General features: G+C 64.6%; 21 protein-coding genes and 2 pseudogenes. 9 read left to right on the plus strand and 14 right to left on the minus strand.

The features are described 5' to 3' along the window. Window positions 1-212 precede the first annotated feature (212 nt). From C7C56_RS24880 to C7C56_RS24890, 3 genes are all read right to left on the minus strand, one after another. Window positions 213-638, minus strand: coding sequence for an OsmC family protein (locus tag C7C56_RS24880; RefSeq protein ID WP_307719079.1), 426 nt, complete (start codon window positions 636-638; stop codon window positions 213-215). Between the two features lie 82 nt (window positions 639-720). Next, complete coding sequence (locus C7C56_RS24885) at window positions 721-2043, minus strand: PQQ-dependent sugar dehydrogenase (protein WP_106760062.1); 1323 nt, start codon at window positions 2041-2043, stop codon at window positions 721-723. A 41-nt stretch (window positions 2044-2084) separates the two neighbouring features. Next, window positions 2085-2390: a hypothetical protein gene (locus tag C7C56_RS24890; protein WP_106760042.1), complete on the minus strand. Its 306-nt coding sequence runs from the start codon at window positions 2388-2390 to the stop codon at window positions 2085-2087. A gap of 133 nt (window positions 2391-2523) precedes the next feature. Here C7C56_RS24890 and C7C56_RS24895 point away from each other — a divergent pair, with 133 nt between their 5' ends. The 9 genes from C7C56_RS24895 to C7C56_RS24935 all read left to right on the plus strand — a co-directional run bounded on the left by C7C56_RS24895 (window position 2524) and on the right by C7C56_RS24935 (window position 13309). Beyond that, window positions 2524-3438, plus strand: a complete 915-nt coding sequence (locus tag C7C56_RS24895; RefSeq protein ID WP_106760043.1) for a DUF3667 domain-containing protein — start codon at window positions 2524-2526, stop codon at window positions 3436-3438. A gap of 321 nt (window positions 3439-3759) precedes the next feature. Further along, window positions 3760-4662 (plus strand): NAD kinase, encoded by a 903-nt coding sequence (locus C7C56_RS24900; protein WP_106760044.1) that lies wholly within the window; start codon window positions 3760-3762, stop codon window positions 4660-4662. A 94-nt stretch (window positions 4663-4756) separates the two neighbouring features. Further along, window positions 4757-6421 (plus strand): DNA repair protein RecN, encoded by a 1665-nt coding sequence (recN, locus tag C7C56_RS24905; protein ID WP_106760045.1) that lies wholly within the window; start codon window positions 4757-4759, stop codon window positions 6419-6421. 84 nt (window positions 6422-6505) lie between these two features. Continuing rightward, on the plus strand, window positions 6506-7615 hold the full coding sequence (hemH, locus tag C7C56_RS24910; RefSeq protein ID WP_106760046.1) for a ferrochelatase: 1110 nt from the start codon (window positions 6506-6508) through the stop codon (window positions 7613-7615). Between the two features lie 669 nt (window positions 7616-8284). Beyond that, complete coding sequence (gene grpE, locus C7C56_RS24915) at window positions 8285-8821, plus strand: nucleotide exchange factor GrpE (RefSeq protein WP_106760047.1); 537 nt, start codon at window positions 8285-8287, stop codon at window positions 8819-8821. A gap of 91 nt (window positions 8822-8912) precedes the next feature. Then, window positions 8913-10856 carry a molecular chaperone DnaK gene (gene dnaK / locus C7C56_RS24920; protein ID WP_106760048.1) on the plus strand — a complete coding sequence of 648 codons (1944 nt, stop codon included), beginning with the start codon at window positions 8913-8915 and terminating at the stop codon, window positions 10854-10856. 141 nt (window positions 10857-10997) lie between these two features. Further along, window positions 10998-12131 carry a molecular chaperone DnaJ gene (dnaJ, locus tag C7C56_RS24925; protein ID WP_106760049.1) on the plus strand — a complete coding sequence of 378 codons (1134 nt, stop codon included), beginning with the start codon at window positions 10998-11000 and terminating at the stop codon, window positions 12129-12131. 96 nt (window positions 12132-12227) lie between these two features. Continuing rightward, window positions 12228-12896: a carbonate dehydratase gene (can, locus tag C7C56_RS24930; RefSeq protein WP_106760050.1), complete on the plus strand. Its 669-nt coding sequence runs from the start codon at window positions 12228-12230 to the stop codon at window positions 12894-12896. 26 nt (window positions 12897-12922) lie between these two features. Beyond that, on the plus strand, window positions 12923-13309 hold the full coding sequence (locus C7C56_RS24935) for a nucleotide pyrophosphohydrolase (protein ID WP_106760051.1): 387 nt from the start codon (window positions 12923-12925) through the stop codon (window positions 13307-13309). Between the two features lie 120 nt (window positions 13310-13429). Here C7C56_RS24935 and C7C56_RS24940 read toward each other — a convergent pair whose 3' ends face one another. The 11 genes and pseudogenes from C7C56_RS24940 to C7C56_RS24990 form a co-directional block, all read right to left on the minus strand. Further along, window positions 13430-14224 carry a CPBP family intramembrane glutamic endopeptidase gene (locus C7C56_RS24940; protein ID WP_181373345.1) on the minus strand — a complete coding sequence of 265 codons (795 nt, stop codon included), beginning with the start codon at window positions 14222-14224 and terminating at the stop codon, window positions 13430-13432. 10 nt (window positions 14225-14234) lie between these two features. Beyond that, window positions 14235-14891 carry an SdpI family protein gene (locus tag C7C56_RS24945; protein WP_106760053.1) on the minus strand — a complete coding sequence of 219 codons (657 nt, stop codon included), beginning with the start codon at window positions 14889-14891 and terminating at the stop codon, window positions 14235-14237. After that, the gene (locus C7C56_RS24950) at window positions 14888-15175 is read right to left on the minus strand and encodes an autorepressor SdpR family transcription factor (RefSeq protein ID WP_106760054.1); all 288 of its coding nucleotides are present in this window, start codon (window positions 15173-15175) and stop codon (window positions 14888-14890) included. The genes C7C56_RS24945 and C7C56_RS24950 overlap by 4 nt, the downstream gene beginning before the upstream one ends. Window positions 15176-15710: 535 nt before the next feature. Next, window positions 15711-17169, minus strand: a pseudogene (locus C7C56_RS24955) (NAD-dependent succinate-semialdehyde dehydrogenase). Window positions 17170-17183: 14 nt separating this feature from the next. Further along, window positions 17184-18680 carry an aldehyde dehydrogenase gene (locus C7C56_RS24960; RefSeq protein WP_106760055.1) on the minus strand — a complete coding sequence of 499 codons (1497 nt, stop codon included), beginning with the start codon at window positions 18678-18680 and terminating at the stop codon, window positions 17184-17186. A 22-nt stretch (window positions 18681-18702) separates the two neighbouring features. Beyond that, on the minus strand, window positions 18703-19548 hold the full coding sequence (locus C7C56_RS24965) for an ABC transporter permease (protein ID WP_106760056.1): 846 nt from the start codon (window positions 19546-19548) through the stop codon (window positions 18703-18705). Beyond that, the gene (locus C7C56_RS24970) at window positions 19545-20456 is read right to left on the minus strand and encodes an ABC transporter permease subunit (protein ID WP_106760063.1); all 912 of its coding nucleotides are present in this window, start codon (window positions 20454-20456) and stop codon (window positions 19545-19547) included. The genes C7C56_RS24965 and C7C56_RS24970 overlap by 4 nt, the downstream gene beginning before the upstream one ends. Before the next feature lie 14 nt (window positions 20457-20470). Then, a complete protein-coding gene (locus C7C56_RS24975; protein WP_106760057.1) occupies window positions 20471-21622 on the minus strand; it encodes an ABC transporter ATP-binding protein in 1152 nt (383 codons plus the stop codon). 82 nt (window positions 21623-21704) lie between these two features. Next, window positions 21705-22847: a polyamine ABC transporter substrate-binding protein gene (locus C7C56_RS24980; RefSeq protein WP_106760058.1), complete on the minus strand. Its 1143-nt coding sequence runs from the start codon at window positions 22845-22847 to the stop codon at window positions 21705-21707. A 72-nt stretch (window positions 22848-22919) separates the two neighbouring features. After that, window positions 22920-24374, minus strand: coding sequence for an aspartate aminotransferase family protein (locus C7C56_RS24985; RefSeq protein WP_106760059.1), 1455 nt, complete (start codon window positions 24372-24374; stop codon window positions 22920-22922). 34 nt (window positions 24375-24408) lie between these two features. After that, window positions 24409-24563 (minus strand): annotated as a pseudogene (locus C7C56_RS24990) (glutamine synthetase); the annotation flags it as partial.

Raw genomic sequence — 24563 nt, forward strand, 5'->3', positions numbered from 1 at the left:
GGTACACATCTTCGGGCTCGGTCCGGTGACGCGCTTGGTGTGCTGTTCCCACACCTCTATCCAGAGGCTGAGCGCATGGCGGTTTAGTTTGCAATTGACTGCAAAACCTTAGCAATGGCTATGTGCTTGGCCGGTGCCTTGCCGGCTTCGGCGTGTAATGCAAGAACGTATAGGCGAAGGCCGCGCCATACGTTCTTGCATATCGCCCCCAATTACGCCTCGAGGTGCGCGTCGAGCGTGATGACCGCGTTGAGCAGTTTGGACACGGGGCAGTTCTCCTTGGCTTCGAGCGCGGCCGCTTCGAACGCCTCCTGCGACGCGCCCGGGATCCTGGCGCGCAGCGTCAGGTGGACGGCGGAGATGGTGAAGCCGTCGCCGACCTTGTCGAGCGAGACCTCGGCCGAAGTCGAGAGCTGCTCGGCCGTCATGCCCGCCTTGCCGAGCTGGCCCGACAGCGCCATCGTGAAGCAGCCCGCGTGCGCGGCGCCGATCAGTTCTTCGGGGTTGGTGCCGGGGCCGTCCTCGAAGCGGGTGTTGAAGCCGTACTGGGTGTTGTCGAGCGCGCCGCTCTGGGTAGAGATGTTGCCCTTGCCATCTTTGATGCCGCCACTCCAGACGGCGTTTCCTGTGCGTTTGATCATGTTGTCCTCCTTGGACGGGTGGTGTCCCCGGCCCGGACGCCGGATATTCGGCGCCCCGGCCGGGGCTTGGTGTAATCGGTTAATGAAGGATTTGTTTCCCCGCAGGCGTGACGCGCCAGATGATGTTGCCGACATCGTCGGCCAGCAGGATGGCGCCGGCCTTGTCGACCGCGACGCCGACCGGGCGGCCGTAGGCGCGCTCCCTGGGGCCGAGGAAGCCGGTCAGGATGTCCCGCGGCGGGCCGTTCGGCTTGCCATCGGCGAACGGCACGTGGATCAGCTTGTAGCCGGCGTGCGGCACCCGGTTCCACGAGCCGTGCTGGCCGACCAGCGCGCCGTTGCGAAGGGCGGGCAGCAAATCGCCGTCGTAAAAGGCCAGGCCGAGCGAGGCCGTGTGCGCCCCGAGCGCGTAGTCGGGCACCAGCGCCTTGGCCACGAGGTCGGGCCGCGGCGGCTTGACGCGCGGGTCCACATGCCGCCCAAAGTAGCTGTAGGGCCAGCCGTAGAAGCCGCCGTCGCGCACCGAGGTCATGTAATCTGGCACGAGGTCGTTGCCGAGCTCGTCGCGTTCGTTGACGCTGGTCCAGAGCACCTTGCTTTCCGGCTGGAAGGCCATGCCGACCGGGTTGCGCAAGCCGGTCGCGAACACGCGCGCCTTGCCGCTGGCGGGGTCGAATTCCCAGATCGCGGCGCGGCCCTTCTCTTCGGCCATGCCGTGCTCGGCGACATTGCTGTTGGAGCCGACCGAGATGTAGAGCTTCTTGCCGTCGGGACTGGCGACGACATTCTTGGTCCAGTGGTGGTTGCGCCCGGCCGGCAGCGCGAGCACCTTGACGCCGGCCACCTTGATGCTGGTCTGGCCGCTCCGGTACGGGAAGCGCAACAGCGCGTCGGCGTTGGCGACATACAGCTTGTCGCCCACCAGCGCCATGCCGAACGGCGAATGGAGCTTGTCGAGGAACACCGTGCGCGTGAGCGCCTTGCCGTCGGGGCCGACGCCGCGCAGCAGGGTGATGCGGTCGGCCGAGGGCACGCCGGCGCCCGCTTTTTTCATCTTGTATTTCATGACGGCGGCGCGCAGGCCGGTGCTGCCGCCCTTGTCGGGCTTGTTGCTTTCGGCAACGAGCACGTCGCCGTTGGGCAGCACGTGGATCCAGCGCGGGTGCGCGAGAGCGTCCGCGTAGGCGGCCACGGCCAGTCCCGGCGCGGCCAGCGGGCGGGTGCCCGGCGGCCACGGCTCGGCCGGCGCGATGTTAACCGTCGGCAGCAGGGTGCGCGACGGTTCGGGCAGGGCGGGATCGGGGCCGAAGCCGGCCGGCATCTGCGCCGCCGGGGCCTGCGCCAGCGCGGCCTGGCCGAGCAGCGCGCCGCAGCAGGCGGCGGCTAAGGCCACACGCGTCATCGCCAGGCGCGTCATTGCCACACGCGTCATTGCCAGAGGCGTCATTGTTTGTCGCCACTCGGCGGCGCGGCGTCGTGGTCGCGCATGCCCTCGTGGGCGTCGGGCAGCGGATGTGCCTGCCCCGGTTCGGCCGGCGCCGTGACCGCCTCCTCGATGCCGCGCGTGCCGTGCAGGTCGGTGTCGACCAGGCCGCGCGCGAGATCGTCGGCAGCCTGTTTGATGATGCCGCGCGGCTCGACGTCCTGGCCGTCGGGCGACTCGTCGCGCTCGTGCGGCAGGCGCTTGACGCCGTCGTTCTCGATGTGCGCTTCGGTGTTGATTTTCCTGTCCTTGGTCTCGGTAACCATGTGTTTCTCCTAAAACTGTTTCTATTTGCGCAAAGGATAGCCCATTGCCCCGATCCGGGTCGCGCAATTGGCATGTGTATTTAAACAAGAAAATCGCTTACCATCTGGCATTGCCACAGCCGAGCCGAATGCCTTGAAATCCGAAACAGCGCGCCATCCCGACCTCGATGAGGAAACCGGCAATTGCCACAACTGCGGCGCCGGCGTCAGCTACCACTACTGCGCGGTGTGCGGCCAGGAAACCAAGCTGCACGTGGCCAGCGCGCGCGAATTCCTGCATGAGTTCGTCGGGCACTACGTCGCGCTCGAGGGCAAGCTGTGGCATTCGCTGTGGCTGCTGATGATGCGCCCGGGCGCGCTCACGGCCGAGTACATCGCGGGGCGCCGCGCGCGCTACGTGCAGCCGCTGCGGATCTACCTGACCTTCAGCATTTTGTTCTTCGCGCTGATCAAATACACGGGCTCGGACCTGACCCTCGTTCAGCAGACCGAGGCCGAGAAAAAGGCGGCGGCGGCCGAAATCAGCAGGGGAAATGTGGCCAGGGCCGGCGGCGGCGGCGTGCCGACCACCTTGCCGAGGCGCGACGACGTCCAGCTCAAGACCAACCTCGGCGAGCTCAATCCCGCCTGGGAGGCCAGGCTTCGGCAGATCTGGTCGCTGCCCGAGGCCGAGCGCACCAAGTTGCTCCAGTACGCCTTTTTCAGCTATGTGCCGTATGCGGTGTTCGCGCTGATGCCGCTGTTCGCGTTCTACCTCAAGCTGCTGTATTTGGGCACGGGGCGGCGCTATGGCGAGCACTTTTTGTTCGCGCTGCATGCGAACGCGTTCGCCTTCCTCATGTTCGGGCTGATTTACATCGTGCCGACGGAGCTTGCGCGCGTGGCGATGGCGGTTTGGCTGATGAGCTATCTGCCGCTGGCGATGCGCCGGGTCTATGGCGGCAGCGTGCTGGCGACAGCGGCGCGCTGGAGCGCGTTGATGCTGGTGCACTTGTGCAGCATTTTCTCGGCCATCGCCCTGACCTTGTTCCTGGCGTTGATCGTCTGAGCTTCGGACGGGTGTCGCTGCCGGGCCTTGCCTCGATGCGGTGGTCTGAACTTCAGACAGGGGCCGCGTGGCTGAATGTTTTGAAGACCCGTGCTCGCATGCTCATGATGGGTTCCCGCTTGCGCGGGAATGACGAAGGGGGGCGGGGGCGGCGGCGCCGGCCTTGCCAACCCGGCCCGGCCGCCCCTATACTGCTGTTCATCCATACAGTGTGCCGGCCCACGCCCGCGTATGGCAGACGCGCCCGTTATGGGTTAATCTGCTGGGTGGCGCAGTTTCGCCGCCCCCTCTCGCCGCCCCCCCACCATTGCCGGGACTTTTATGCCTGTATCGCCTGAAACGCAAAAAACCATCGCGCTCGTCGTACGCCATAACACGGTCGGCATCGAGGAGCCCGTGCGCGGCATCATCGCGTTCCTGCAGGTGGCCGGCTACCGCGTCGTGTTCGAGTCCGAGACCGCGGCCCACCTGAACATGCCCGACATCGGCGCCATGAGCGCCAGCGAGATCGGCGAGGTGGCCGAGGCCGCCATCGTGATGGGCGGCGACGGCACCATGCTCGGCATCGCGCGCAAGCTCGCGCCCTACGCGCTGCCGCTGATCGGCATCAACCAGGGCCGGCTCGGCTTCATGACCGACATCCCGATCGAACGCACGCTGCCCGTGCTGGCCGAAATCCTGGCCGGCAAGTCGGACTCCGAGAAGCGCACCCTGCTCGAAGGGCGCGTGCTGCGCGAAGGCGTCGAGATCGCCAGCGGCCTGGCCGTCAACGACGTCGTCGTCGCGCGCGGCGCCGGCGCCGGCATGGCCGAGCTCAAGGTCACGGTCGACGGCCATTTCATGTACAACCAGCGCTCCGACGGCCTGATCATCTCCACCCCGACCGGCTCGACCGCCTACGCGCTCTCGGCCGGCGGCCCGCTGCTGCACCCGAGCCTGGGCGGCGTGGTGCTGGTGCCGATCGCGCCGCACGCGCTGTCGAACCGGCCGATCGTGCTGCCCGACTCGTGCAACATCGTCGTCGAGGTGGTCAGCGGGCGCGACGTCAGCGTCAATTTCGACATGCAGACCTTCGCCAGCCTCGCGCACGGCGACCAGATCGTCATCTCGCGCTCGCCGCACCACATCACCTTCCTGCACCCGGAAGGCTGGAGCTACTACGACACGCTGCGCGAAAAACTGCACTGGAACGAATACCCCTCGGGCGAGGGCAAGCTGCGCTAGTACTCCGGCAGTTGTTCGCCAGTTTTCCGCCAGATGTTCAAGCGCGCCCGATTCACCGAACACCACCGAAACAGACCCACCCAGACCCATTTTTATGCTGCGAACCCTCTCCATCCGCGATTTTGTCATTGTCGATTCGATCGAGCTCGATTTCTCGAGCGGCTTTTCCGTGTTCACCGGCGAGACCGGCGCCGGCAAGTCGATCCTGATCGACGCGCTGCAGCTGGCGCTCGGCGGGCGCGGCGACGCCAGCGTGGTGCGCGAAGGCGCGCCCAAGGCCGACATCACGGCCGACTTCGCCGTCGGCGGCGCGGCCGCGGCCTGGCTGCTCGAGCACGCCTTCGCGCTCGAGGAGGGCGGGGCGCTGCTGCGGCGCGTGATCGACAACGCGGGCCGCTCCAAAGCCTTCATCAACGGCGTCGCCGCGACCGCGACCCAGTTGCGCGAGCTCGGCGACCTGCTGATCGACATCCACGGCCAGCACGCGCACCAGTCGCTGCTCAAGGGCGAGGCGCAGCGCGCACTGCTCGACAACCAGGCCGCGTTCAGGGACGCCGGCGCCGGCTTTGACGCGCTCACGGTCGCCGCCAGCCACAAGGAATGGCGCGCGCTGGCGCGCCAGCGGGCCGAATTCGAAAACGACGCGCGCAACGTGCTGATCGAGCGCGAGCGGCTCGAGTGGCAGGTCGGCGAACTCGAAAAACTGGCCGTCAAGCCCGGCGAGTGGGGCGAGATCAGCAACGAGCACAGCCGCCTGTCGCACGCCGCCAGCCTGCTCGAGGGCGCGCAGGAGGCGCTCGCCGCGATCTCCGAGTCGGACCATCCGATCCTGTCGCAACTGTCGTCGCTGAACCAGAAGCTCGGCAAGCTGGTCACCCTCGACGCCCAGCTGCAAAACGTGCTCGACTGCATGGAGCCGGCCCGCATCCAGCTGCAGGAGGCGGTCTACGCGCTCAACGATTACCTCGACCGGGTCGACCTCGACCCCGAGCGCCTGCGCCAGGTCGACGCCCGGCTCGAGGCGATCCACTCGAGCGCGCGCAAGTTCCGCGTCACGCCCGACGAGTTGCCCGGCGAGCACGCCAGGCTGGCCGAGCGCCTGCGCCAACTTGCCGACGCGAGCGACCTCGACGGCCTGCGCCTGCAGGAGGAGAAAATCAAGGCGCGCTACATGGCCGCGGCCGCCAAGCTCTCAAGCACGCGCGCCGTCGCCGCCAAGCTGCTCGGCACCCAGGTCACGGCCGCGATGCAGGAGCTCAACATGACGGGCGGCAGCTTCGTCGTCGGGCTCAACGCCTGCGAGCCGGGCGCGCACGGGCTCGAGCAGGTCGAGTTTCTGGTCGCCGGGCACGCCGGCGTGGCGCCGCGCCCGCTCGCCAAGGTCGCCTCGGGCGGCGAGCTGGCGCGCATCGCGCTGGCGATCTCGGTCATCACCTCGAACGCGACGACCACGCCGACCCTCATTTTCGACGAGGTCGACAGCGGCATCGGCGGCGGCGTCGCCGAGGTCGTCGGGCGCCTGCTCAAACGCCTGGGCCGGGAGCGCCAGGTGCTGTGTGTGACGCATCTGCCACAGGTGGCGAGCCAGGCCAACCAGCATTTCCAGGTGGCCAAGGGCAGCACCGAGCAGGGCAAGACGGTCTCGCGCATCGAGGTGCTCGACAGCAAAGCCCGGGTGGAGGAGGTCGCGCGCATGCTCGGCGGGCTCGAAATCACGGCCACCACGCGCAAGCACGCGCGCGAGTTGCTCGCCTCCTGAACCGGGCGTGGCGGAAAATAGTCGAAATGCACTGCGGCAAGAAACTATAATGGCGCTCCTGCCACGTATCGTCACCATTTTCCCATGTCATTTAGAAAAGAACCCCCCTTCAAGCACGGCACCGTGGCGCGCACCGCGATTGTGCTGGTCAACCTGGGCACGCCCGACGCGCCCACGCCCAAGGCCGTGCGGCGCTACCTGAAACAATTCCTGTCGGACCCGCGCGTGGTCGAGATCCCGCGCGCCATCTGGTGGCTCATCCTGAACCTGATCATCCTGCCGTTCCGCTCGGCCAAGTCGGCCGCCAAGTACGCATCGATCTGGACCCGCGACGGCTCGCCGCTGCGGGTCCACACGCAGAAGCAGGCGACGCTGCTGCGCGGCGCCATCGGCGTGCGCGGCCACGACGCGGTGCGGGTGGTGATGGCGATGCGCTACGGCTCGCCCTCGCTGCCCGAGGTGCTCGCCAAGCTCAAGGAGGACCATTTCGAACGGGTCGCCATCCTGCCGGCCTACCCGCAGTACTCGGGCGCGACCACGGGATCGATCAACGACGCCGTGTTCGCCCACTATGCGACGGTGCGCAACGTGCCGGAGCTGCGCTTCATCAAGAATTACGCCGGCCACGAGGGCTACATCGACGCCCTGCGCGACAGCGTGATGGCGAGCTGGGAGGTCAACGGGCGCGGCGAGAAACTGATCATGAGTTTCCACGGCATGCCCAAACGCACCCTGATGCTGGGCGACCCATACCATTGCGAGTGCCACAAGACGGGGCGCCTGCTCGCGGCCAAGCTCGGCCTGGGACCGGACCAATACATGGTCACCTTCCAGTCGCGCTTCGGCAAGGCCGAGTGGCTCCAGCCGTACACCGCGCCCACGCTCGAGGCGCTCGCGCGCGCCGGCGTGAAGGAGGTCGACGTGATTTGCCCGGGCTTCACGAGTGACTGCCTGGAAACGTTGGAGGAGATCGCGATCGAGGCCAAGCATGATTTCCTGGCCGCCGGCGGCAAGCAGTTCAATTATGTGCCGTGCCTGAACGAATCGCCGGCCTGGATCGCGGCGCTCGCCGAGATCGCCGAGCAGCACATCATCGGCTGGCCGACCATGATGACCGGGCCGCAGCGCGAGGCCGACAAGAGGGAGGCGGAGATCGGCCGCGCGGCGGCGCTCAAGCTCGGCGCCGCCGACTGAGAGGCTGAGAGTCTTTCGACCATGCCCGCTCTGCACGCCGGAAGGCGCCCGCTCGTCGTTGCAAATGCTCGCCATAGCCCGAGCTATGGCTGTGCTTTACGCCTTGATCGGCCACCTTCTGTCGCGCTGCTCGGGCACGTCCGAAAAACTCTCAGCCTCTGAGATCCGGGGCAAGCGGCGGGGGCGCGGCGGGGATGCGGCGAGTCGGCTGCGAGGATGCGGCGACGAAATGGCGACTAAATGGCGGCGCCCGCGCCAGCGCGGCGGGCCGCGCCGCCGAATTGGCAGTATGTACAGCCTGCCTGTTAAAATAGTGGGCTGATGGGGCCCACGAGGCCTGCGTAGCAGATCACGGCGACCGCGACGGCGGTCCATGTGATGACGGAGGCGATGATGAGGGGTAACTTCATTTTGAACTCCGGGACGGCTTGGACGCGTATCAAAAGAACATGAAATAAGCATACGCCGTTTTACCCAATCTGCATTCCCATTTTTTGTCCAAACTTTGTAAGTGTTGTTAATTATTGTCTGCGGGCGGCGGGCGGGCTTTGCCCGCGCCAATTGCGGCGGGCCCTTGAAAAAGGTGCCAATAGCCCCATTTGCAAGCCTGTGTGGTTAGCAAGACCCATCAACTTAACAGCTAAGTCATTGATTGTAGGAGTGTTTCCGATGCAAGAAGAGAACAAGGAAGCGTCCGCGGCGGCAGAAGAACTGCCCGACGGCGCGAACACCGAGGCGTCCGCAGAATCCGGCCTCGAAGAACAACTGAGCGCGACCGAAGCCAAGCTGGCCGAAATGCACGACGCATTCATGCGCGCCAAGGCCGAAGGCGAGAACATCCGCCGCCGCGCCCAGGAGGACGTGTCCAAGGCCCATAAATTCGCGATCGAAAGTTTTGCAGAAGCAATGGTTCCGGTGCGCGACAGCCTCGAAATGGCGCTCAAGGTCGAGACCCCATCGATCGAGTCGCTCAAGGAGGGCGTCGAAATGACGCTCAAGCAACTGACCTCCGCGTTCGAAAAAAACCGCCTGGTCGAGATCATGCCGGTTCAGGGCGACAAGCTCGACCCGAACAAGCACCAGGCCGTGGCCGTCGTGCCGGCCGAGCAAGAAGCGAACACCGTCGTCAATGTGTTGCAAAAAGGTTATATGATCGCCGACCGCCTGCTGCGCCCGGCCATCGTGACGGCGGCGCAGGCAAAATAAAAATCGTCGTGGTTTTCATAAGCACTTGAAAACGCGCAGTTTTTCCGCATATCTGAATCATCTGAAACTTAGTACACAAAGGACAAAAATCATGGGCAGAATTATCGGTATCGACCTCGGGACAACGAACTCGTGCGTCGCGATCATGGAAAATGGTCAACCAAAGGTAATCGAGAACGCGGAAGGCGCGCGCACCACGCCGTCGATCATCGCTTATCAGGAAGACGGCGAGATCCTCGTTGGCGCGCCGGCGAAACGCCAGGCGGTCACCAACCCGAAGAACACCCTGTTCGCGGTCAAGCGCCTGATCGGCCGCAAGTTCGACGAGAAAGAAGTGCAGAAGGACATCGGCCTGATGCCTTACGAGATCCTCAAGGCCGACAACGGCGACGCCTGGATCGGCGTGCGCGACAAAAAGCTCGCGCCACAGCAAATTTCGGCAGAAGTGCTGCGCAAGATGAAAAAGACGGCCGAAGACTACCTCGGCGAAGACGTCACCGAAGCCGTCATCACGGTGCCGGCCTACTTCAACGACTCGCAGCGCCAGGCCACCAAAGACGCCGGCCGCATCGCCGGCCTCGACGTCAAGCGCATCATCAACGAGCCGACTGCGGCCGCGCTGGCGTTCGGCCTCGACAAGAACGACAAGGCCGACCGCAAGATCGCCGTTTATGACCTGGGCGGCGGCACGTTCGACGTCTCGATCATCGAAATCGCCGACGTCGATGGCGAAAAGCAGTTCGAAGTCCTCTCGACCAACGGCGACACCTTCCTCGGCGGCGAGGATTTCGACCAGCGCATCATCGACTACATCATCGACGAATTCAAAAAAATCAACGGCCTCGACCTGAAAAAGGACCCGATCGCCCTTCAGCGCATCAAGGCTTCGGCCGAGCGCGCAAAAATCGAACTGTCGTCGTCGCAGCAGACCGAGATCAACGAGCCGTACATCGCCATGGCGAACGGCGCGCCGGTCCACCTGAACCTCAAAATGACGCGCGCCAAGCTCGAGTCGCTGGTCGAAGAGCTGATCCTGGCCACGATCGAGCCGTGCAAGATCGCGATCAAGGACGCCGGCGTCAAGGTCTCCGACATCGACGACATCATCCTGGTCGGCGGCATGACCCGCATGCCCAAGGTGCAGGAGAAGGTCAAGGAGTTCTTCGGCAAGGAGCCACGCAAGGACGTTAACCCCGACGAGGCGGTCGCCGTCGGCGCCGCCATCCAGGGCTCGGTCCTGTCGGGCGAGCGCAAGGACCTGCTGCTGCTCGACGTCACGCCGCTGTCGCTGGGCATCGAAACCCTGGGCGGCGTCATGACCAAGATGATCCACAAGAACACGACCATCCCGACCAAGTTCAGCCAGGTGTTCTCGACGGCCGACGACAACCAGCCCGCGGTGACCATCAAGGTCTACCAGGGCGAGCGCGAAATCGCCGCCGGCAACAAGGGCCTGGGCGAATTCAACCTCGAAGGCATCCCGCCGGCATCGCGCGGCACGCCGCAGATCGAAGTGACCTTCGACATCGACGCCAACGGCATCTTGCACGTCGGCGCCAAGGACAAGGCCACCGGCAAAGAGAACAAGATCACGATCAAGGCCAATTCGGGCCTGACCGAAGCCGAGATCCAGAAAATGGTCAAGGACGCCGAAGTCAACGCCGAGGAAGACAAAAAAGTGCGCGAGCTGGCCGAGTCGCGCAACCAGGCCGACGCCCGCGTCCACTCGGTCAAGAAGTCGCTGACCGAATACGGCGACAAGCTTGAAGCTGGCGAGAAAGAAAAGATCGACGCCGCGATCGCCGACGTCGAGGCGTCGCTCAAGTCCGGTGACAAGGCCGAGATCGACTCCAAGGTCGCCGCGCTCGAGACCGCTTCGCAGAAGCTCGGCGAGAAGATGTACGCCGATATGCAGGCGCAGCAGGCCGCGGCCGGTGGCGCCGAAGGCGCCCCGCAAGACGGCGGCGCCGAGCAGAAGGCGCAGCACGACGACGTGGTCGACGCCGACTTCAAAGAAGTCAAAGACGCCAAGTAATCCGGGCGGGATGGGGAGTCGCCGACGGCGGCCCCTTATGCCGCGAACCGGAGTGCTGCCGAGCCGGTGCGACCAAGTGGGTCCCGGCTCGGTTTTTTTGCTTAAAACATCGTTATTAGCTAGACAGCAAGGTGCCGAAAAATGGCAAAGCGTGATTTTTACGAGATCCTCGGGGTCGCCAAGAACTCTTCAGAAGAAGAAATCAAAAAGTCCTATCGCAAGCTCGCGATGAAATACCATCCGGACCGCAATCCGGACAGTAAGGAATCGGAAGAGAAGTTCAAGGAGGTCAAGGAAGCCTACGAGATGCTGACCAATCCGGAAAAGCGCGAAGCGTACGACCGTTATGGTCACGCGGGCGTCGATCCGAACATGGGCGGCGGCGGTGGCGGCGGTTTTGGCGCCGGCGGCGGCTTCGCCGACAGCTTCGGCGACATCTTCGGCGACATCTTCGGGGGGGGCGGCGGACGCAGCCGCGGCGGACCGCAGGTGTACCGCGGCGCCGACCTGCGCTACAACCTCGAGATCACGCTCGAGCAGGCGGCGCACGGCTTCGACACCTCGATCCGGGTGCCGAGCTGGGACAAATGCGATACCTGCCACGGTTCGGGCGCCAAGCCCGGCACCGCGCCGACCACCTGCACCTATTGCAACGGCCACGGCCAGGTGCGCGAGCAGCAGGGCTTCTTCAGCGTCCAGCGCACCTGCCCCAAGTGCCATGGCACGGGCAAGGTGATCACCGATCCGTGCGCGCCTTGCGCCGGCCAGGGCCGCATCAAGCGCAACAAGACGCTCGAAGTCAAGATTCCCGCCGGTATCGACAATGGCATGCGCATCCGCTCGTCGGGCAACGGCGAGCCGGGCACCAACGGCGGACCGTCGGGCGACCTGTACGTCGAGATCCACATCAAGGCGCACGCCGTGTTCCAGCGCGAGGGCGACGACCTGCATTGCGAAATGCCGATCTCGTTCGTCAAGATGACGCTCGGCGGCGAGATCGAGGTGCCGACCTTGTCGGGCAAGGTCTCGTTCACGATCCCCGAGGGCACCCAGTCGGGCAAGACCTTCCGCCTCAAGGGCAAGGGCGTCAAGGGCGTGCGTTCGGGCGTGGCGGGCGATTTGTTCTGCCATGTCGCGGTCGAGACCCCGATCAAGCTGACCGACAAGCAAAAAGAGCTGCTCAAGGAGTTTGAACGGCTGACCGTCGAAGGCGGCGCCAAGCACAGCCCGCAGAGCAAGGGCTGGATGGACAAGGTCAAGAACTTCTTCGAATAAGGGGCGGCAGAACGCCCAGGCGTTGCAATCGAAAACCGCTGATCCCGCGCCGCGAGGCGCGCAGCGGTTTTTTTACGGACATGACAAGGACCACAGATGACTGAAGCAAAACGAGAGCCCCTGAGCACCGAAGCGCTGTTCCAGCGCAACCGCGACTGGGCCGGTGCGATGGTTGAGAAGGACCCCAATTTTTTCAAGTCGCTGACCAATCAGCAGACCCCCGAGTACCTGTGGATCGGCTGCTCCGACAGCCGCGTGCCGGCCAACGAACTGTTGGGCCTGGCGCCGGGCGAGTTGTTCGTGCACCGCAATATCGCCAACGTGGTGGTGCACTCGGACTTGAATTGCCTCACCGTGCTGCAGTTCGCGATCGACGTGCTCAAGGTCAAGCACGTGATCGTCTGCGGCCATTACGGCTGCTCGGGCGTGCACGCGGCGATGGTCAACCGGCGCGTGGGACTGGCCGACAACTGGCTGCGCCACGTGCAGGACGTGCAGCAAAAGCACGAAAAATACCTCGGCGAGGTGCTGGCGCCGCGCGCGCGCGCCGACCGCCTGTGCGAACTGAATGTGACCGAGCAGGTCGTTAACACGGCGCAAACGACGGTGGTGCAGGACGCCTGGGAGCGCGGCCAGCAGTTGACCGTGCACGGCTGGGTGTACGGCCTGCACGACGGCTTGCTGCGCGACCTCGGCATGAGCGTGAGCGGCGCCGACGAGCTGGCGCCCAAGCTGGCTGCCCGTCTGGCCGAATACCAGGACTAGCGGCTTGGCGATGCGGGGGAGCGGGTATGGAAGGTGAGGAGGAGGGTAAAGGCGCGGGCGGCGTGCTGGTCGAGCTGCGCGACGAGGTGCGCGCGTTCGCCGCCGAGCGCGACTGGGACCAGTTCCATTCGCCCAAGAATCTGGCGGCCGCGCTGACGGTCGAGGCGGCCGAATTGCTCGAGCATTTCCAGTGGTTGCAGATTGGGGACAAGGCCGAGCTCGGCGACAGCAAGCTGGCCGAGGTGCGCCACGAGATGGCCGACGTGCTGGTCTACCTGATCCGGATCGCCGACAAGCTCGACGTCGACCTGAACGCGGCGGTGCGCGAAAAAATGGCGCTTAACCGCGCCAAGTATCCGGCCGACAAGGTCCGCGGCAGCGCCCGCAAGTACAGCGACTATCCGCGCGACTAGTTTTTCTTGCTCGCCCCGGCTTTGAGCAGCACATCGAAGCCCTCGCGGTTCCCGGCCTCGCTGTAGAATCGAGCAGTAGTTGACGCAGCAGGCAGTTTGCACACCACTAAGCGACTATACCTAGGCCATGGCCGCCACGCTCTGTATGACAATGTCCGCGCAAAAATGCGCGCACATCGCGTGCTCGAGGCCCCGGCGGCTGAAGATGAGCCCGAAGACAATGCCGCCGATCGCGTTGAGCGCGATGACCTTGGCGATGACCACCGGCGTCAGCGGCCACAGCTGGGCGGCCGCGCCCAGGTGAGCGATGCCGAACAGGAGCGCGGCGCCCACGATTCCGATCATTACTGCCGTGCCTGAGGGCGCCGTTTTTCCCTTCAGTACCGTCTTCCAGACGATCCAGCTGATCACGGTCATCAGAAACAAGCGGCAAATCAGTTCTTCGGCGATGCCACCGTAGAACGATGCGACAATCCTTTTCCAGAAAGCGATGCCGGCTGCCGGAAGCGGCTGGGTCATGGCGGGCATGAATGGCTCAAACGCCTTATCCAGGCCCGACAAAACGGCGCCGGTAATGAGGCCGGCAAGGCAGGCGCCTGCCAGCGCCTTTTTTGACACGCGCGGGAAAGGCGTCCGGTAGACGAGGGCGCGCGCGAACGGCGAATCAAGGCCGAGCGGCTGGCCGAGGCGCAATCCAATCCAGCTCAGCAGCGCGATAATGGCGCTCCCCTGCACGATCTGGATGGCCGCAAACACCGGCAGCGACACTGGCAGCTTCGCCAGCATCGCGGGCATCGCCGCGAACACATACGGCAGCACGGCGGCGATGGCGAGTGCGCTGGCGATGCCCCATGCGAGCGCCAGGCGAAGATGCTTGGGCTTGGCGGCGCCGGTCACGGTATCGGCTGCGCTCACGATTGCGCAATCAGGGCGCATGCAATTCCCCCGCCTTTTCGAGCCGCTTGTAATAGACCCGCGAATAGGCGGCCGGTATCAGCGCGCCCATCGAAAGCAGGACGACCCCGACCAGCATGGGCGCGCCGGCAATCATGGCGACCCCGCAGGCGAGCGCGCTGCCGACCATGAGCTTGCCGGCGAGGCGGTGGGTCGCGTACCAGACCCGCTCGTTCGACAGCGTCCACGGGGTCCGGATGCCGAGCCAGAAATTGCGCCGCACCTTGCCCATGACGTTGCCGATCAGGCCGATCAGCAAGGCGACGCCGCCCAGCACGGCGTTGCGCATGTCGAGCTGCGGCGACAAGGCGGCCCAGATCGCCATCGCCTGGAAATAGCCGGCCAAGGCTGTCACGAGCACGGCCACATAGCCGTAGACCGCTTCGAACGACGCGACCTCGAAACGCTTTGGCGAAAGTTTGGGCAAGACCGCAAACAGCAGCGCCATCAAGGTCATCAGGCCGGGCCCCATCAGGAACACGGTCCAGCGCGGGCCCCAGCCGTCGACCTCGCCGTCCGCGCCCCAATGGACCGGCATTTGCTCGGGCAGTTGCGGGTAGAACGCGAGCGTGATGGCCAGGCTGGCCAGGATCATCAGACCGCACAACAACAAATTCGCTTTTTTCATTTTTTTCCTCCGTCGGTTTTCGCGCCTGCAAGGTCCATCGCCCAAGCGACGACATCTTCCATGACGGTCGTGTTCAATCCGTACCAGATCGTTTGCCCCTCGCGCCGGGTGGTGATGAGGCCTGCCTCCCTGAGCGCGGCGAAATGGTGCGACATGGTCGGCTTGGTCATGTCGAAACTGGCGGCCAGATCGCCGGCCGTCATTTCGCCTTTGCGCAACATGCGCAGCACCTCGCGCCGCGTGGGATCGGCGATCGCTTTGAAGAGCAGGTTCGTCGTGTTCAATGTATTCGATCAATCTCTAATTAGATGAATGTCTAAATAATACGCCACGCCTTCTGGCGTGTCAACGTTATATGAACGGGAAAATCCAAGGCAGCGGGTTCCGGTCGGCAAGAGACGGCCCGCGAAGCGCGCCGAGCAACGTCATTTCACAACCATCGGTGTACGGATATTTCGCAACCGGGGTCTGACCCCACTTTTGAAACATTCCGCTATCGGGGTCAGACCCCGATAGCGGAATATTGCTTACGTTGAATGCGGCGAGGCGGCGGCCAGCCCTTGAAAGCGAAGAAACGATGCCACGCGGCAAGCGGAAATCGGCGGCGGGGTCTGAGAGGCTGAGAAAAACTCTCAGCCTCTGACCCCGATTATGAAATATTCCGTAACTGGGGTCAGACCCCGGTTACAAAAAATTTTTTGGTTGCAAAATATTCCGGGGTGGGAGTCCGTGGCGGCACCGGCATGAGCCGGGCCCCTTTTGCTGTAAGCGACAAAGGACTCAGGCAGGAAGCAGCGCCGCGCTTGGCGCTGTCAGCGCTTAGATCCCGCCCATGCAGATGTACTTGAGCACCAGGTAGTCGTCCATGCCGTAGCGCGAACCCTTCGCGGCCCAGGCCCGACTGCTTGACGCCGCCAAACGGCGCCACCTCGTTCGAGATGAGCCCCGTGTTCACGCCCACCATGCCGCTCTCGATCGCCTCGGCCACGCGCCACACGCGTCCGATGTCGCGCGAGTAGAAGTAGGCGGCCAGCCCGAACTCGGAGTCGTTCGCCAGCGCGATGACCTCGTCTTCGGTCTTGAAGCGGAACAGCGGCGCGAGCGGGCCGAACGTCTCTTCGCTCGCCACCTGCATCGCGGCGGTGGCGTCGGCGATCACGGTCGGCTCGAAGAAGCCGTGCCCGAGCGCGTGGCGCTTGCCGCCGGCCAGCAACCGGCCGCCCTTGGCCAGCGCGTCGGCGATGTGCTGCTCGACCTTGAGCACGGCCTTCTCCTCGATCAGCGGACCCTGCGTCACCCCCGCGTCCGCGCCCGTCGCCGACCTTGAGCCCTCCCACCGCCGCCACCAGCTTGGCGGCGAACTGCTCGTACACGCCGTCCTGCACGTACAGGCGGTTGGCGCACACGCAGGTCTGGCCGGCGTTGCGGTACTTGGACGCGAGCGCGCCCTCGACCGCGGCGTCGAGGTCGGCGTCGTCGAACACGATGAACGGCGCGTTGCCGCCCAATTCGAGCGAGAGCTTTTTGATCGTCGGCGCGCACTGCTCCATGAGGATGCGCCCGACCTGGGTCGAGCCGGTGAAGGTCAGCTTGCGCACGGTCGGGTTGCTCGTCATTTCGCCGCCGATGGCCTTGGAGTCGCCCGTCAGCACGCTGAGCACGCCCCTCGGCACGCCCGCGCGCTCGGCCAGCACGGCCAGCGCCAGCGCCGAAAACGGCGTCAATTCGGCCGGCTTGACCACCATCGGGCAGCCGGCCGCCAGCGCCGGGCCCACTTTGCGGGTGATCATCGCCGCCGGGAAGTTCCACGGGGTGATCGCCGCGCACACGCCGATCGGCTCGCGCGTGACCACCAGCCGCCGGTCGGCCCACGGCGAGGCCAGGGTGTCGCCCTCGACCCGCTTGGCCTCTTCGGCGAACCACTCGATGAACGAGGCGGCGTAGCCGATCTCGCCTTTCGATTCGGCCAGCGGCTTGCCCTGCTCGGCCGTCATGATGAGCGCGAGGTCGTCCGCGTTCTCGAGCATCAGGTCGTTCCACTTGCGCAAAATGACGCTGCGCTCCTTGGCGCTCTTTTTGCGCCACGCGGGCCAGGCCGCGGCTGGCGGCAGCGATCGCGCGCCGCGGTCTCGGCCGCGCCCATGCGCGGCACCGTGCCCAGCGTCTCGCCCGTGGCGGGATTGCGCACGTCGATCGTGGCGGCGCCGTCCGCGTCGCACCATTCGCCTTCGATGTAGCACTGTTGGCGCAGCAGGGAGGGGTCTTTTAAATTTAGCATGATGGATTTCTGGTTTAGGCGAGCTTGTCGAGAGCGATCCAAGTCGTCTTCAACTCGGTGTATTTGTCAAACGCGTGCAGCGATTTGTCGCGCCCGTTGCCCGACTGTTTGACGCCGCCGAACGGCACCGTCATGTCGTCGCCGTCGTACTGGTTGACGTGGACGGTGCCCGCCCGCAGCGCGCGCGCGGCCTGTATCGCCTTGCTGATGTTCGATGTCCACACACCGGCCTGCAGGCCGAACGGACTCGCGTTGGCCTCTCGCACGGCCTCGTCGATGTGCGAGAAGCTGAACACCGACAGCACCGGGCCAAAGATCTCCTCGCGCGCGATCTCCATGGCGCCGTCGACCTGGTCGAACAGGGTCGGCGCGATGTAGAACCCGCCCGTGTCCTCGCGCGTGGCGACGCCGCCGGCGAGCAGGCGCGCGCCGTCCGCCTGCCCCGACGCGATAAAGCGCATCACGTTTTTCATCTGCGTCGCGTCGACGATGGCGCCCATCACGGTCGCCTCGTCGAGCGGGTCGCCCGGCTGGTAGCGCGGCATCAGCGCGAGCGCCTTTTCGAGAAAGGCGTCCTTGATCGAGGCCTCGACGAACAGGCGCGATGGCGCGTTGCAGCTCTCGCCCTGGTTGAAGTAGATCGAGCCGACCGCGGCGCTGACGGCGGCATCCAAGTCCGGGCAGTCGGCGCAGACGATGTTGGCCGACTTGCCACCAAGTTCGGTCCAGGCGCGCTTGAGGTTCGACTGCCCTGCCATCTGCAGGATCTGCTTACCGGTCCGGGTCGAACCGGTGAAGCCGATGCAGTCGACGTCCATGTGCAGCGCGAGCGCGGCGCCGGCCTCGTGGCCGAAGCCCGGCACCACGTTGAACACGCCGGGTGGCAAGCCGGCCTCGAGCGCGATCTCGGCCAGGCGCAACGCGCTCAGTGGCGATTTTTCGGACGGCTTGAGCACCACGCTGTTGCCCGCCGCGAGCGCCGGCGCGATCTTCCACGCGGCCATGATGAGCGGATAGTTCCATGGCACGATCGCGGCGACCACGCCGACCGGTTCGCGCGTGATCAGGGCCAGGCTGTTGTCGGCCGTCGGCGCGATCTCGTCGTATATCTTGTCGATCGCCTCGCCATACCAGCGGATGCAATTGGCGGCGGCGGCCACGTCCACGCTCTGGCTGTACTGGATCGGCTTGCCCATGTCGAGCGTCTCGAGCAAGGCCAGTTCGGCCGTGTTTGCGAGCACCAAATCGGCGAAGCGGATCAGCACCCGCTTGCGCGCGGCCGGTGCCTGTCCGGCCCAGCGCCGGTCCTCGAACGCGGCGCGCGCGGCGGCGACCGCCGCGTCGACATCGGCCACATCGCAGCGGGCCACCGGGCCCAATACGCGGCCATCGATCGGCGAGACATCGTCGAACTGTTGGTTTGATGCGGCCCACACCCGCCGGCCGCCGATCAGGGCGCGGCCGTCGATGTTGAGCGACGCCGCGCGTGTGTGCCATAAGCTGTTCATCATAGACTCCCCGGTTTGGTTTGATTCATTCAGCTTGGGCCGCGGCCGACACCTGCCGCTGGCGCCTGCGTTCGGCGCGCGCGATCATCACGCTGGCGACGATCACGCCGATCGACACCACCAGGATCGTGAGCGCCGCGACCGCGTTGACGCGCGGGTCGATGCCGAGGCGGGCGCGCGAAAAAATCACGATCGGCATGGTCGACGAGCCGGGTCCCGACAAAAACGCCGACAGCACCACGTCGTCGAGCGACAACGTGAAGGTGAGCAGCCAAGCCGAGGCCAGCGCCTGCGTGATGTTGGGCAGGGTCACCAGAAAGAAAACCTGGTACACGCGGCAGCCGAGGTCCATTGCCGCCTCCTCCAGCGATTTTCCGACCTCCTGCAGGCGCGACTGCACCACCACGGTCGCGTAGGCCATGCCAAGCAGGGTGTGCCCGATCCAGATGGTGAGCAAACCGCGCTCCGGGAAGCCGAACATTTTTTGCACCGACACCAGCATCAGCAGCAGCGACAGGCCGATGATCACCTCGGGCATCACCAGCGGCGCGCTGACCATCCCCGAAAACAGCGTGCGGCCCTTGAAGCGCCGGTAGCGGTGCAGCGCGAACGCGGCGCAGGTGCCGAGGATGACCGACGAAAACGCGCTGGCCACAGCGATTTTGAGCGAGAGCACGAAGCCGCCCGTGATCTCAACATCGTTGAATAGTTCGCCGTACCACTTGGTGGAAAAACCGGTCCACACCATGTCGTGGCGCGATGCGTTGAACGAAAACACGACCAGCACCACGATCGGCAGGTACAGGAATGCATAGCCGGCCGCCAGCCACGAGCGTCCGAACCAGCGTTGCAGCAGCGTTCTGGCGTTCATGCGCGCACCTCTTCCTGCTCGGCTTTGTATTTGTTAAAGATCGCCATCGGCACCAGGATCAGGAGGACCACCACCACCGTGACGGCAGACGCCAGCGGCCAGTCGTTATTGGTGAAAAACTCATCCCACAGGACCCGGCCGATCATCAGCGTGCCGGGGCCGCCAAGCAGTTCGGGGATCACGAACTCGCCCACGGCCGGAATGAACACCAGCATCGAGCCGGCGATGATGCCCGATTTCGACAGCGGCACCGTGATGCGCCAGAACGCCTGCAGCGGCGTGGCGCCAAGGTCGGCCGCCGCCTCGAGAAAGCGCAGGTCCATTTTCACCAGATTGGCGTACAGCGGCAGGATCATGAACGGCAGATAGGCGTACACCATGCCGATCGCCAGCGAGAACGGGGTGTTCATCATTTTCAGGGGCGCGTCGATGACGCCGACTGCCAGCAGCATGTCGTTGAGGATGCCGTTGTTGGCCAGGATGCCCTTCCAGGCGTAGATGCGCAGCAGGAAGGAGGTCCAGAACGGCAGCATCACCAGCATCAGCAAGGTCGGGCGCAGGCTCGGCTTGGCGCGCGCCATGAAGTAGGCGAACGGGTAGCCGATGAACAGGCACAAGGCGGTCGTGATGGCCGCGTACTTGAGCGAGCTTAGGTAGGTGAGCACGTACAAATCGTCCTGCACGATGAAGACATAATTCGACAGCTTCAGGCGCAAGTGCAGCATGCCGTCGCTAAAACTGAGCAGGCTGACAAACCCGCCCGCATCGTCCATTTCGCTCACGCTCAGGCGCAGCACGATAAAAAACGGCGCCAAAAAAGCGAACGCGAGCCAGACCGACGGCAAGCCGATCACGAAGTGGCGCCCGCGCAGCGTGAACCCGGATCGGCGCGGCGATTGCGGTGGCATGGCGAGGTCCTTCATCACTGGTTCAGCACGATGATGTCGGCGCCGTCCCACCACGCGAACACGCGCTGTTCGCGCTGCAGTTGGCCGTCCTGTTGGCGCGCGGCGTTGGTGCGCGCGACCTTGAGGTCGGCGCCGCCGTCGAGCCGGACCTGGTAGTGCGTCTGGTTGCCAAAGTATGAGATCGACCGGATCACGCCCTCGACGCAGTTGTGGCCCTGCTCGGCCGCGCCGGCGCGCTGACCAAGTGTGGGCGCCTCGGCCTGCAGGCACACTTTTTCGGGGCGCACCGCCACATGCACCGGCATGCCGCGCGTGCCGCTGATGCCGTGGCTAACGTAGTGCAGGCACTCGCGCGTTTCGACCACCACATGGTCGGCCTCGTCGACCACGAGCTGGCCGGGGAACATATTGACGCTGCCGATGAAGTCGGCCACAAAACGGCAGTTGGGCGTTTCGTAGATTTCGCCGGGCGCGCCCACCTGCACGATGCGGCCCTCGCTCATGACGGCGATGCGGCTGGCCATGCTCATCGCCTCGTCCTGGTCGTGGGTGACCATGACGCAGGTGACGCCAACCTGTTCGATGATGTTGACCAGTTCGATCTGAGTGCGTTCGCGCAGTTTTTTATCGAGCGCGCCGAGCGGCTCGTCGAGCAGCAGCAACTGCGGCCGCTTGGCCAGGCTGCGCGCGAGCGCGACGCGCTGCTGCTGTCCGCCCGAAAGCTGGTGCGGCTTGCGCTTGGCGTAAGCGGTCAGCTGCACCAGCTCGAGCATCTTGCCGACGCGTTCGGCCACCTCGTCCTTCGGCAGGCCGTCGCGGCGCAGGCCGAAGGCGACGTTGTCCCACACGCTCAAGTGCGGGAACAAGGCATACGACTGGAACATCATGTTGATCGGACGCTGGTACGGGGGAACCGGCACGATGTCCCGCCCTGCCAGCATGATCTGGCCCGCGGTCGGCGTTTCGAAGCCGGCCAGCATGCGCAGCAGCGTCGACTTTCCGCAGCCGGAACTGCCCAGCAGCGCGAAAATCTCGCCCTTGTTGATCGACACCGATATGTCGTCGACGGCGCGCACACCGTCGAACTCCTTGACCAGATTGCGGATCGACAGGAAATTTTGGCCGACAAGGTCTACTGCCGGCGAAGGGCATGGTAATTTCGTCATGGCATCTGGGATTATTCCGGGACCAGCCCGTGTAGGTGTTGCCGGCGGCTCCCCGGACGCGCCGGGGAGCATCACTCTGGAATCAGAGCCCGGACTTGAACTTGGTGTAGACCCGGGTGGCTGCGCGGCGGATGTCGGCGCCCAGCGGCTCCGGCGCGCTCATCTTCGCCTTGCCTTCGCCACTCAAAAAGATCGACTTGTTGCTTGCGATGTCTTTCTTGACATGCTTGAGCGATGCCAGGTTGGGGTTGGCGTAGAACACCCGGTTGGTCAGGCCGGCATGGACTTCGGGACGCAGTATGTAGTTAATGAACAAATGCGCATTGTTGGGATGGGGCGCGTCGGCCGGGATCGCCATGGTGTCGAAGAACAGCGTGCCTTTGCCCTTCGGCACCAGCGCGACGATGTTCTGGCCGGTTTTGTTCTCGATCGCGCGGCGGCGGGCGATGTTAATGTCGCCCGAATAACCAAGCGCGACGCAGACGGTGCCGTTGGCCAGGTCGTTGATGTAGCCGGACGAGCTGAACAGCGTCACGTAGGGACGGATGCTCTGCAGCACATCGCTAGCGACCTGGTAATCGGCCGCCACCTTCGAATAGGCCGGTTTGCCCGCGTACAGCAGCGCCAGCGGCAGTATCTCGGACGGCGAATCGGTGAACGAGACGCCGCACGACTTCAGCTTGGAGATGTACTTCGGATTGAACACGAGGTCCCACGAATTGTCCGGCATCGGCAAGTTGCCGAGCGCGGCCTTGACCTTGTCCACATTGATGCCGACGGTATTGAAACCCCACAGCCAGGTCACCAGATGTTTGTTGCCGGCGTCGATCTTGGCGATCTGCGCCTGCAGCGCGGGATCGAGATTGCCAAGGTTGCTCAGTTTGCTTTTGTCGAGCGGGCGCAGCAGATTGGTGTCGATCTGCATGCGCGCCCAGCTTGCCGACGGCACCACGATGTCGTAGCCCGACTTGCCCGCCACGAGTTTCGAATGCAGGATTTCATTGCTGTCAAAGTTGTCGTAACGGACTTTGATGCCGGTCTCTTTCTCGAAATTTTTGACCGTGTCTTCACCGATGTAATCGGACCAGTTGTAAATGTTGAGCACTTTTTCTTCTTGCGCCAGCGCCGGCGCGGCGGCGCCAGCGACCACGGCAAGCGCCGCGACCGCCTTGAGGCAAGCGCGCGTGAAATGATGCAATCTGAAAGTCGTGGGTAACTGTCGCATTAATGCCCCCTTCGGGTATCTGGATGAATGGTGAAAAACGCCGTCGCTATCGGTTTGCGGGTCGCCGGAAAACTAGCTCCAGCCGCGCCGTTGCAACTCTTGCAGTGTATCGTCAAGGCTGCGTCGTATCAGTGAAATCATGTCATTTATTTGTGTGTGGTTCATCACCAACGGTGGCGCGATAATCATGCGCTCGCCGACGGCGCGCATGATCACGCCGTTGGCGAACATAAAGCTGCGGCAGACCATGCCGACACCGAGTTCGGGGTCGAACAATTCGCAATCGTGCACAGCGTCCGCCTTGTTCTTGACCAGGTTAAGGCCGGCGACAAAACCGCAGCTGTCGGCATGCCCGACCAGTGGGTGGTCGCGCAGGCTGGCAAAACGCTCGGCCAAATATGCGCCGGACGCTCCTCCGACTTTTTCGACCAGTTGTTCCTGCTCGATGATGCGGATGTTCTCGAGCGCGGCGGCGCAGGCGACCGGATGGCCCGAGTATGTGAAACCGTGGTTGAAGTCGCCGCCCTTCTCGATGAGCACATTGGCGACGCGCTCGCCCACCATAACGCCGCCGAGCGGCACGTAGCCCGAAGTGACGCCCTTGGCGAAGGTGATCAGGTCGGGCCGCATGCCGAAGCGTTCGGACGCGAACCATTTGCCAAGCCGGCCGAAGCCGCAAATGACTTCGTCGGCGATCAGCAAAACGCCGTACATGTCGCAGATGCGCTGGATCTCGGGCCAGTAGGTGGCCGGCGGTATGATCACCCCGCCCGCGCCCTGCACCGGTTCGCCGATGAAGGCTGCCACCTTGTCGGGGCCCACCTCGAGTATCTTTTTCTCGAGCCAGCTGGCCGCCTCGAGCCCGAACGCGTCTTCGCTCATGCCGCGGCCGGACGCCACATAGTTGGGCTGGCCGATGTGCACGATGCCCGGGATCGGCAAGCCGCCCTGGGCGTGCATGCCCTCCATGCCGCTTAGCGAGGCGCCGGCCACGGTGCTGCCGTGGTAAGCGTTGTGGCGGCTGATGATGGTGTGCCGGTCCTTGTATCCCATCAGGTCCCAATAGCGGCGCACCATGCGCACGTTAGTGTCGTTGGCCTCCGAGCCGGAGCCTGTGAAGAACACGTGGTTGAATCCCGCGGGCGCGAGCGAGACCAGCTTGGTGGCCAGTTCGACCGCCGGGAGGTTGGTGGTGTTGAAGAAGCTGTTATAAAAAGGCAGCGTCTCCATCTGCTTGTAGACCGCCTCGGAGATGCTGGTGCGGCCGTACCCCACGTTCACGCACCATAGTCCCGACATGGCGTCGATGATCTGCTTGCCTTCGGAATCCCAGATGTGGACGCCGTCGCCGCGCACGATCACGCGCGCGCCGCGCTCGCCCAGGCTCTTGTGGTCCGTGAACGGGTGCAGGTAGTGCGCCGAGTCGCGTTGCTGGACGGCGCGCGTGTCGAAGGCGGCCGGCTGCGTCTTGGCCAGGGTGGCCGCGGCGCGCACGGCGGCGCTGGGAACGGTGGAAGTGGCGTACATGGTGGTTCCTTGTTTCTGGTTGGCGCTCAGGGTCTCACACGTGCAGCAGCAGGTGCTCGCGCTCCCACGGGCTGATGACGGTCATGAACTCCTGGTGCTCGAGGTCCTTGATGGCCGAATAGACGTCGATGAAGCGCTCTCCGAGCACCGAGCGCAGCTTGTCTTCGGCGCGCAGCCGCTGCAGCGCCT

Source organism: Massilia glaciei (assembly GCF_003011895.2).
Lineage (GTDB): Bacteria > Pseudomonadota > Gammaproteobacteria > Burkholderiales > Burkholderiaceae_D > Telluria_A > Telluria_A glaciei.

Bases quoted from the DNA above. Each gene is read 5' to 3' on its own strand.
- C7C56_RS24885 (WP_106760062.1), bottom strand. From the start codon at position 2,043: ATGACGCGTGTGGCCTTAGCCGCCGCCTGCTGCGGCGCGCTGCTCGGC.
- C7C56_RS24890 (WP_106760042.1), bottom strand. From the start codon at position 2,390: ATGGTTACCGAGACCAAGGACAGGAAAATCAACACCGAAGCGCACATC.
- C7C56_RS24900 (WP_106760044.1), top strand. From the start codon at position 3,760: ATGCCTGTATCGCCTGAAACGCAAAAAACCATCGCGCTCGTCGTACGC.
- recN (WP_106760045.1), top strand. From the start codon at position 4,757: ATGCTGCGAACCCTCTCCATCCGCGATTTTGTCATTGTCGATTCGATC.
- hemH (WP_106760046.1), top strand. From the start codon at position 6,506: ATGTCATTTAGAAAAGAACCCCCCTTCAAGCACGGCACCGTGGCGCGC.
- grpE (WP_106760047.1), top strand. From the start codon at position 8,285: ATGCAAGAAGAGAACAAGGAAGCGTCCGCGGCGGCAGAAGAACTGCCC.
- dnaK (WP_106760048.1), top strand. From the start codon at position 8,913: ATGGGCAGAATTATCGGTATCGACCTCGGGACAACGAACTCGTGCGTC.
- dnaJ (WP_106760049.1), top strand. From the start codon at position 10,998: ATGGCAAAGCGTGATTTTTACGAGATCCTCGGGGTCGCCAAGAACTCT.
- can (WP_106760050.1), top strand. From the start codon at position 12,228: ATGACTGAAGCAAAACGAGAGCCCCTGAGCACCGAAGCGCTGTTCCAG.
- C7C56_RS24935 (WP_106760051.1), top strand. From the start codon at position 12,923: ATGGAAGGTGAGGAGGAGGGTAAAGGCGCGGGCGGCGTGCTGGTCGAG.
- C7C56_RS24945 (WP_106760053.1), bottom strand. From the start codon at position 14,891: ATGAAAAAAGCGAATTTGTTGTTGTGCGGTCTGATGATCCTGGCCAGC.
- C7C56_RS24960 (WP_106760055.1), bottom strand. From the start codon at position 18,680: ATGATGAACAGCTTATGGCACACACGCGCGGCGTCGCTCAACATCGAC.
- C7C56_RS24965 (WP_106760056.1), bottom strand. From the start codon at position 19,548: ATGAACGCCAGAACGCTGCTGCAACGCTGGTTCGGACGCTCGTGGCTG.
- C7C56_RS24970 (WP_106760063.1), bottom strand. From the start codon at position 20,456: ATGCCACCGCAATCGCCGCGCCGATCCGGGTTCACGCTGCGCGGGCGC.
- C7C56_RS24975 (WP_106760057.1), bottom strand. From the start codon at position 21,622: ATGACGAAATTACCATGCCCTTCGCCGGCAGTAGACCTTGTCGGCCAA.
- C7C56_RS24980 (WP_106760058.1), bottom strand. From the start codon at position 22,847: ATGCGACAGTTACCCACGACTTTCAGATTGCATCATTTCACGCGCGCT.
- C7C56_RS24985 (WP_106760059.1), bottom strand. From the start codon at position 24,374: ATGTACGCCACTTCCACCGTTCCCAGCGCCGCCGTGCGCGCCGCGGCC.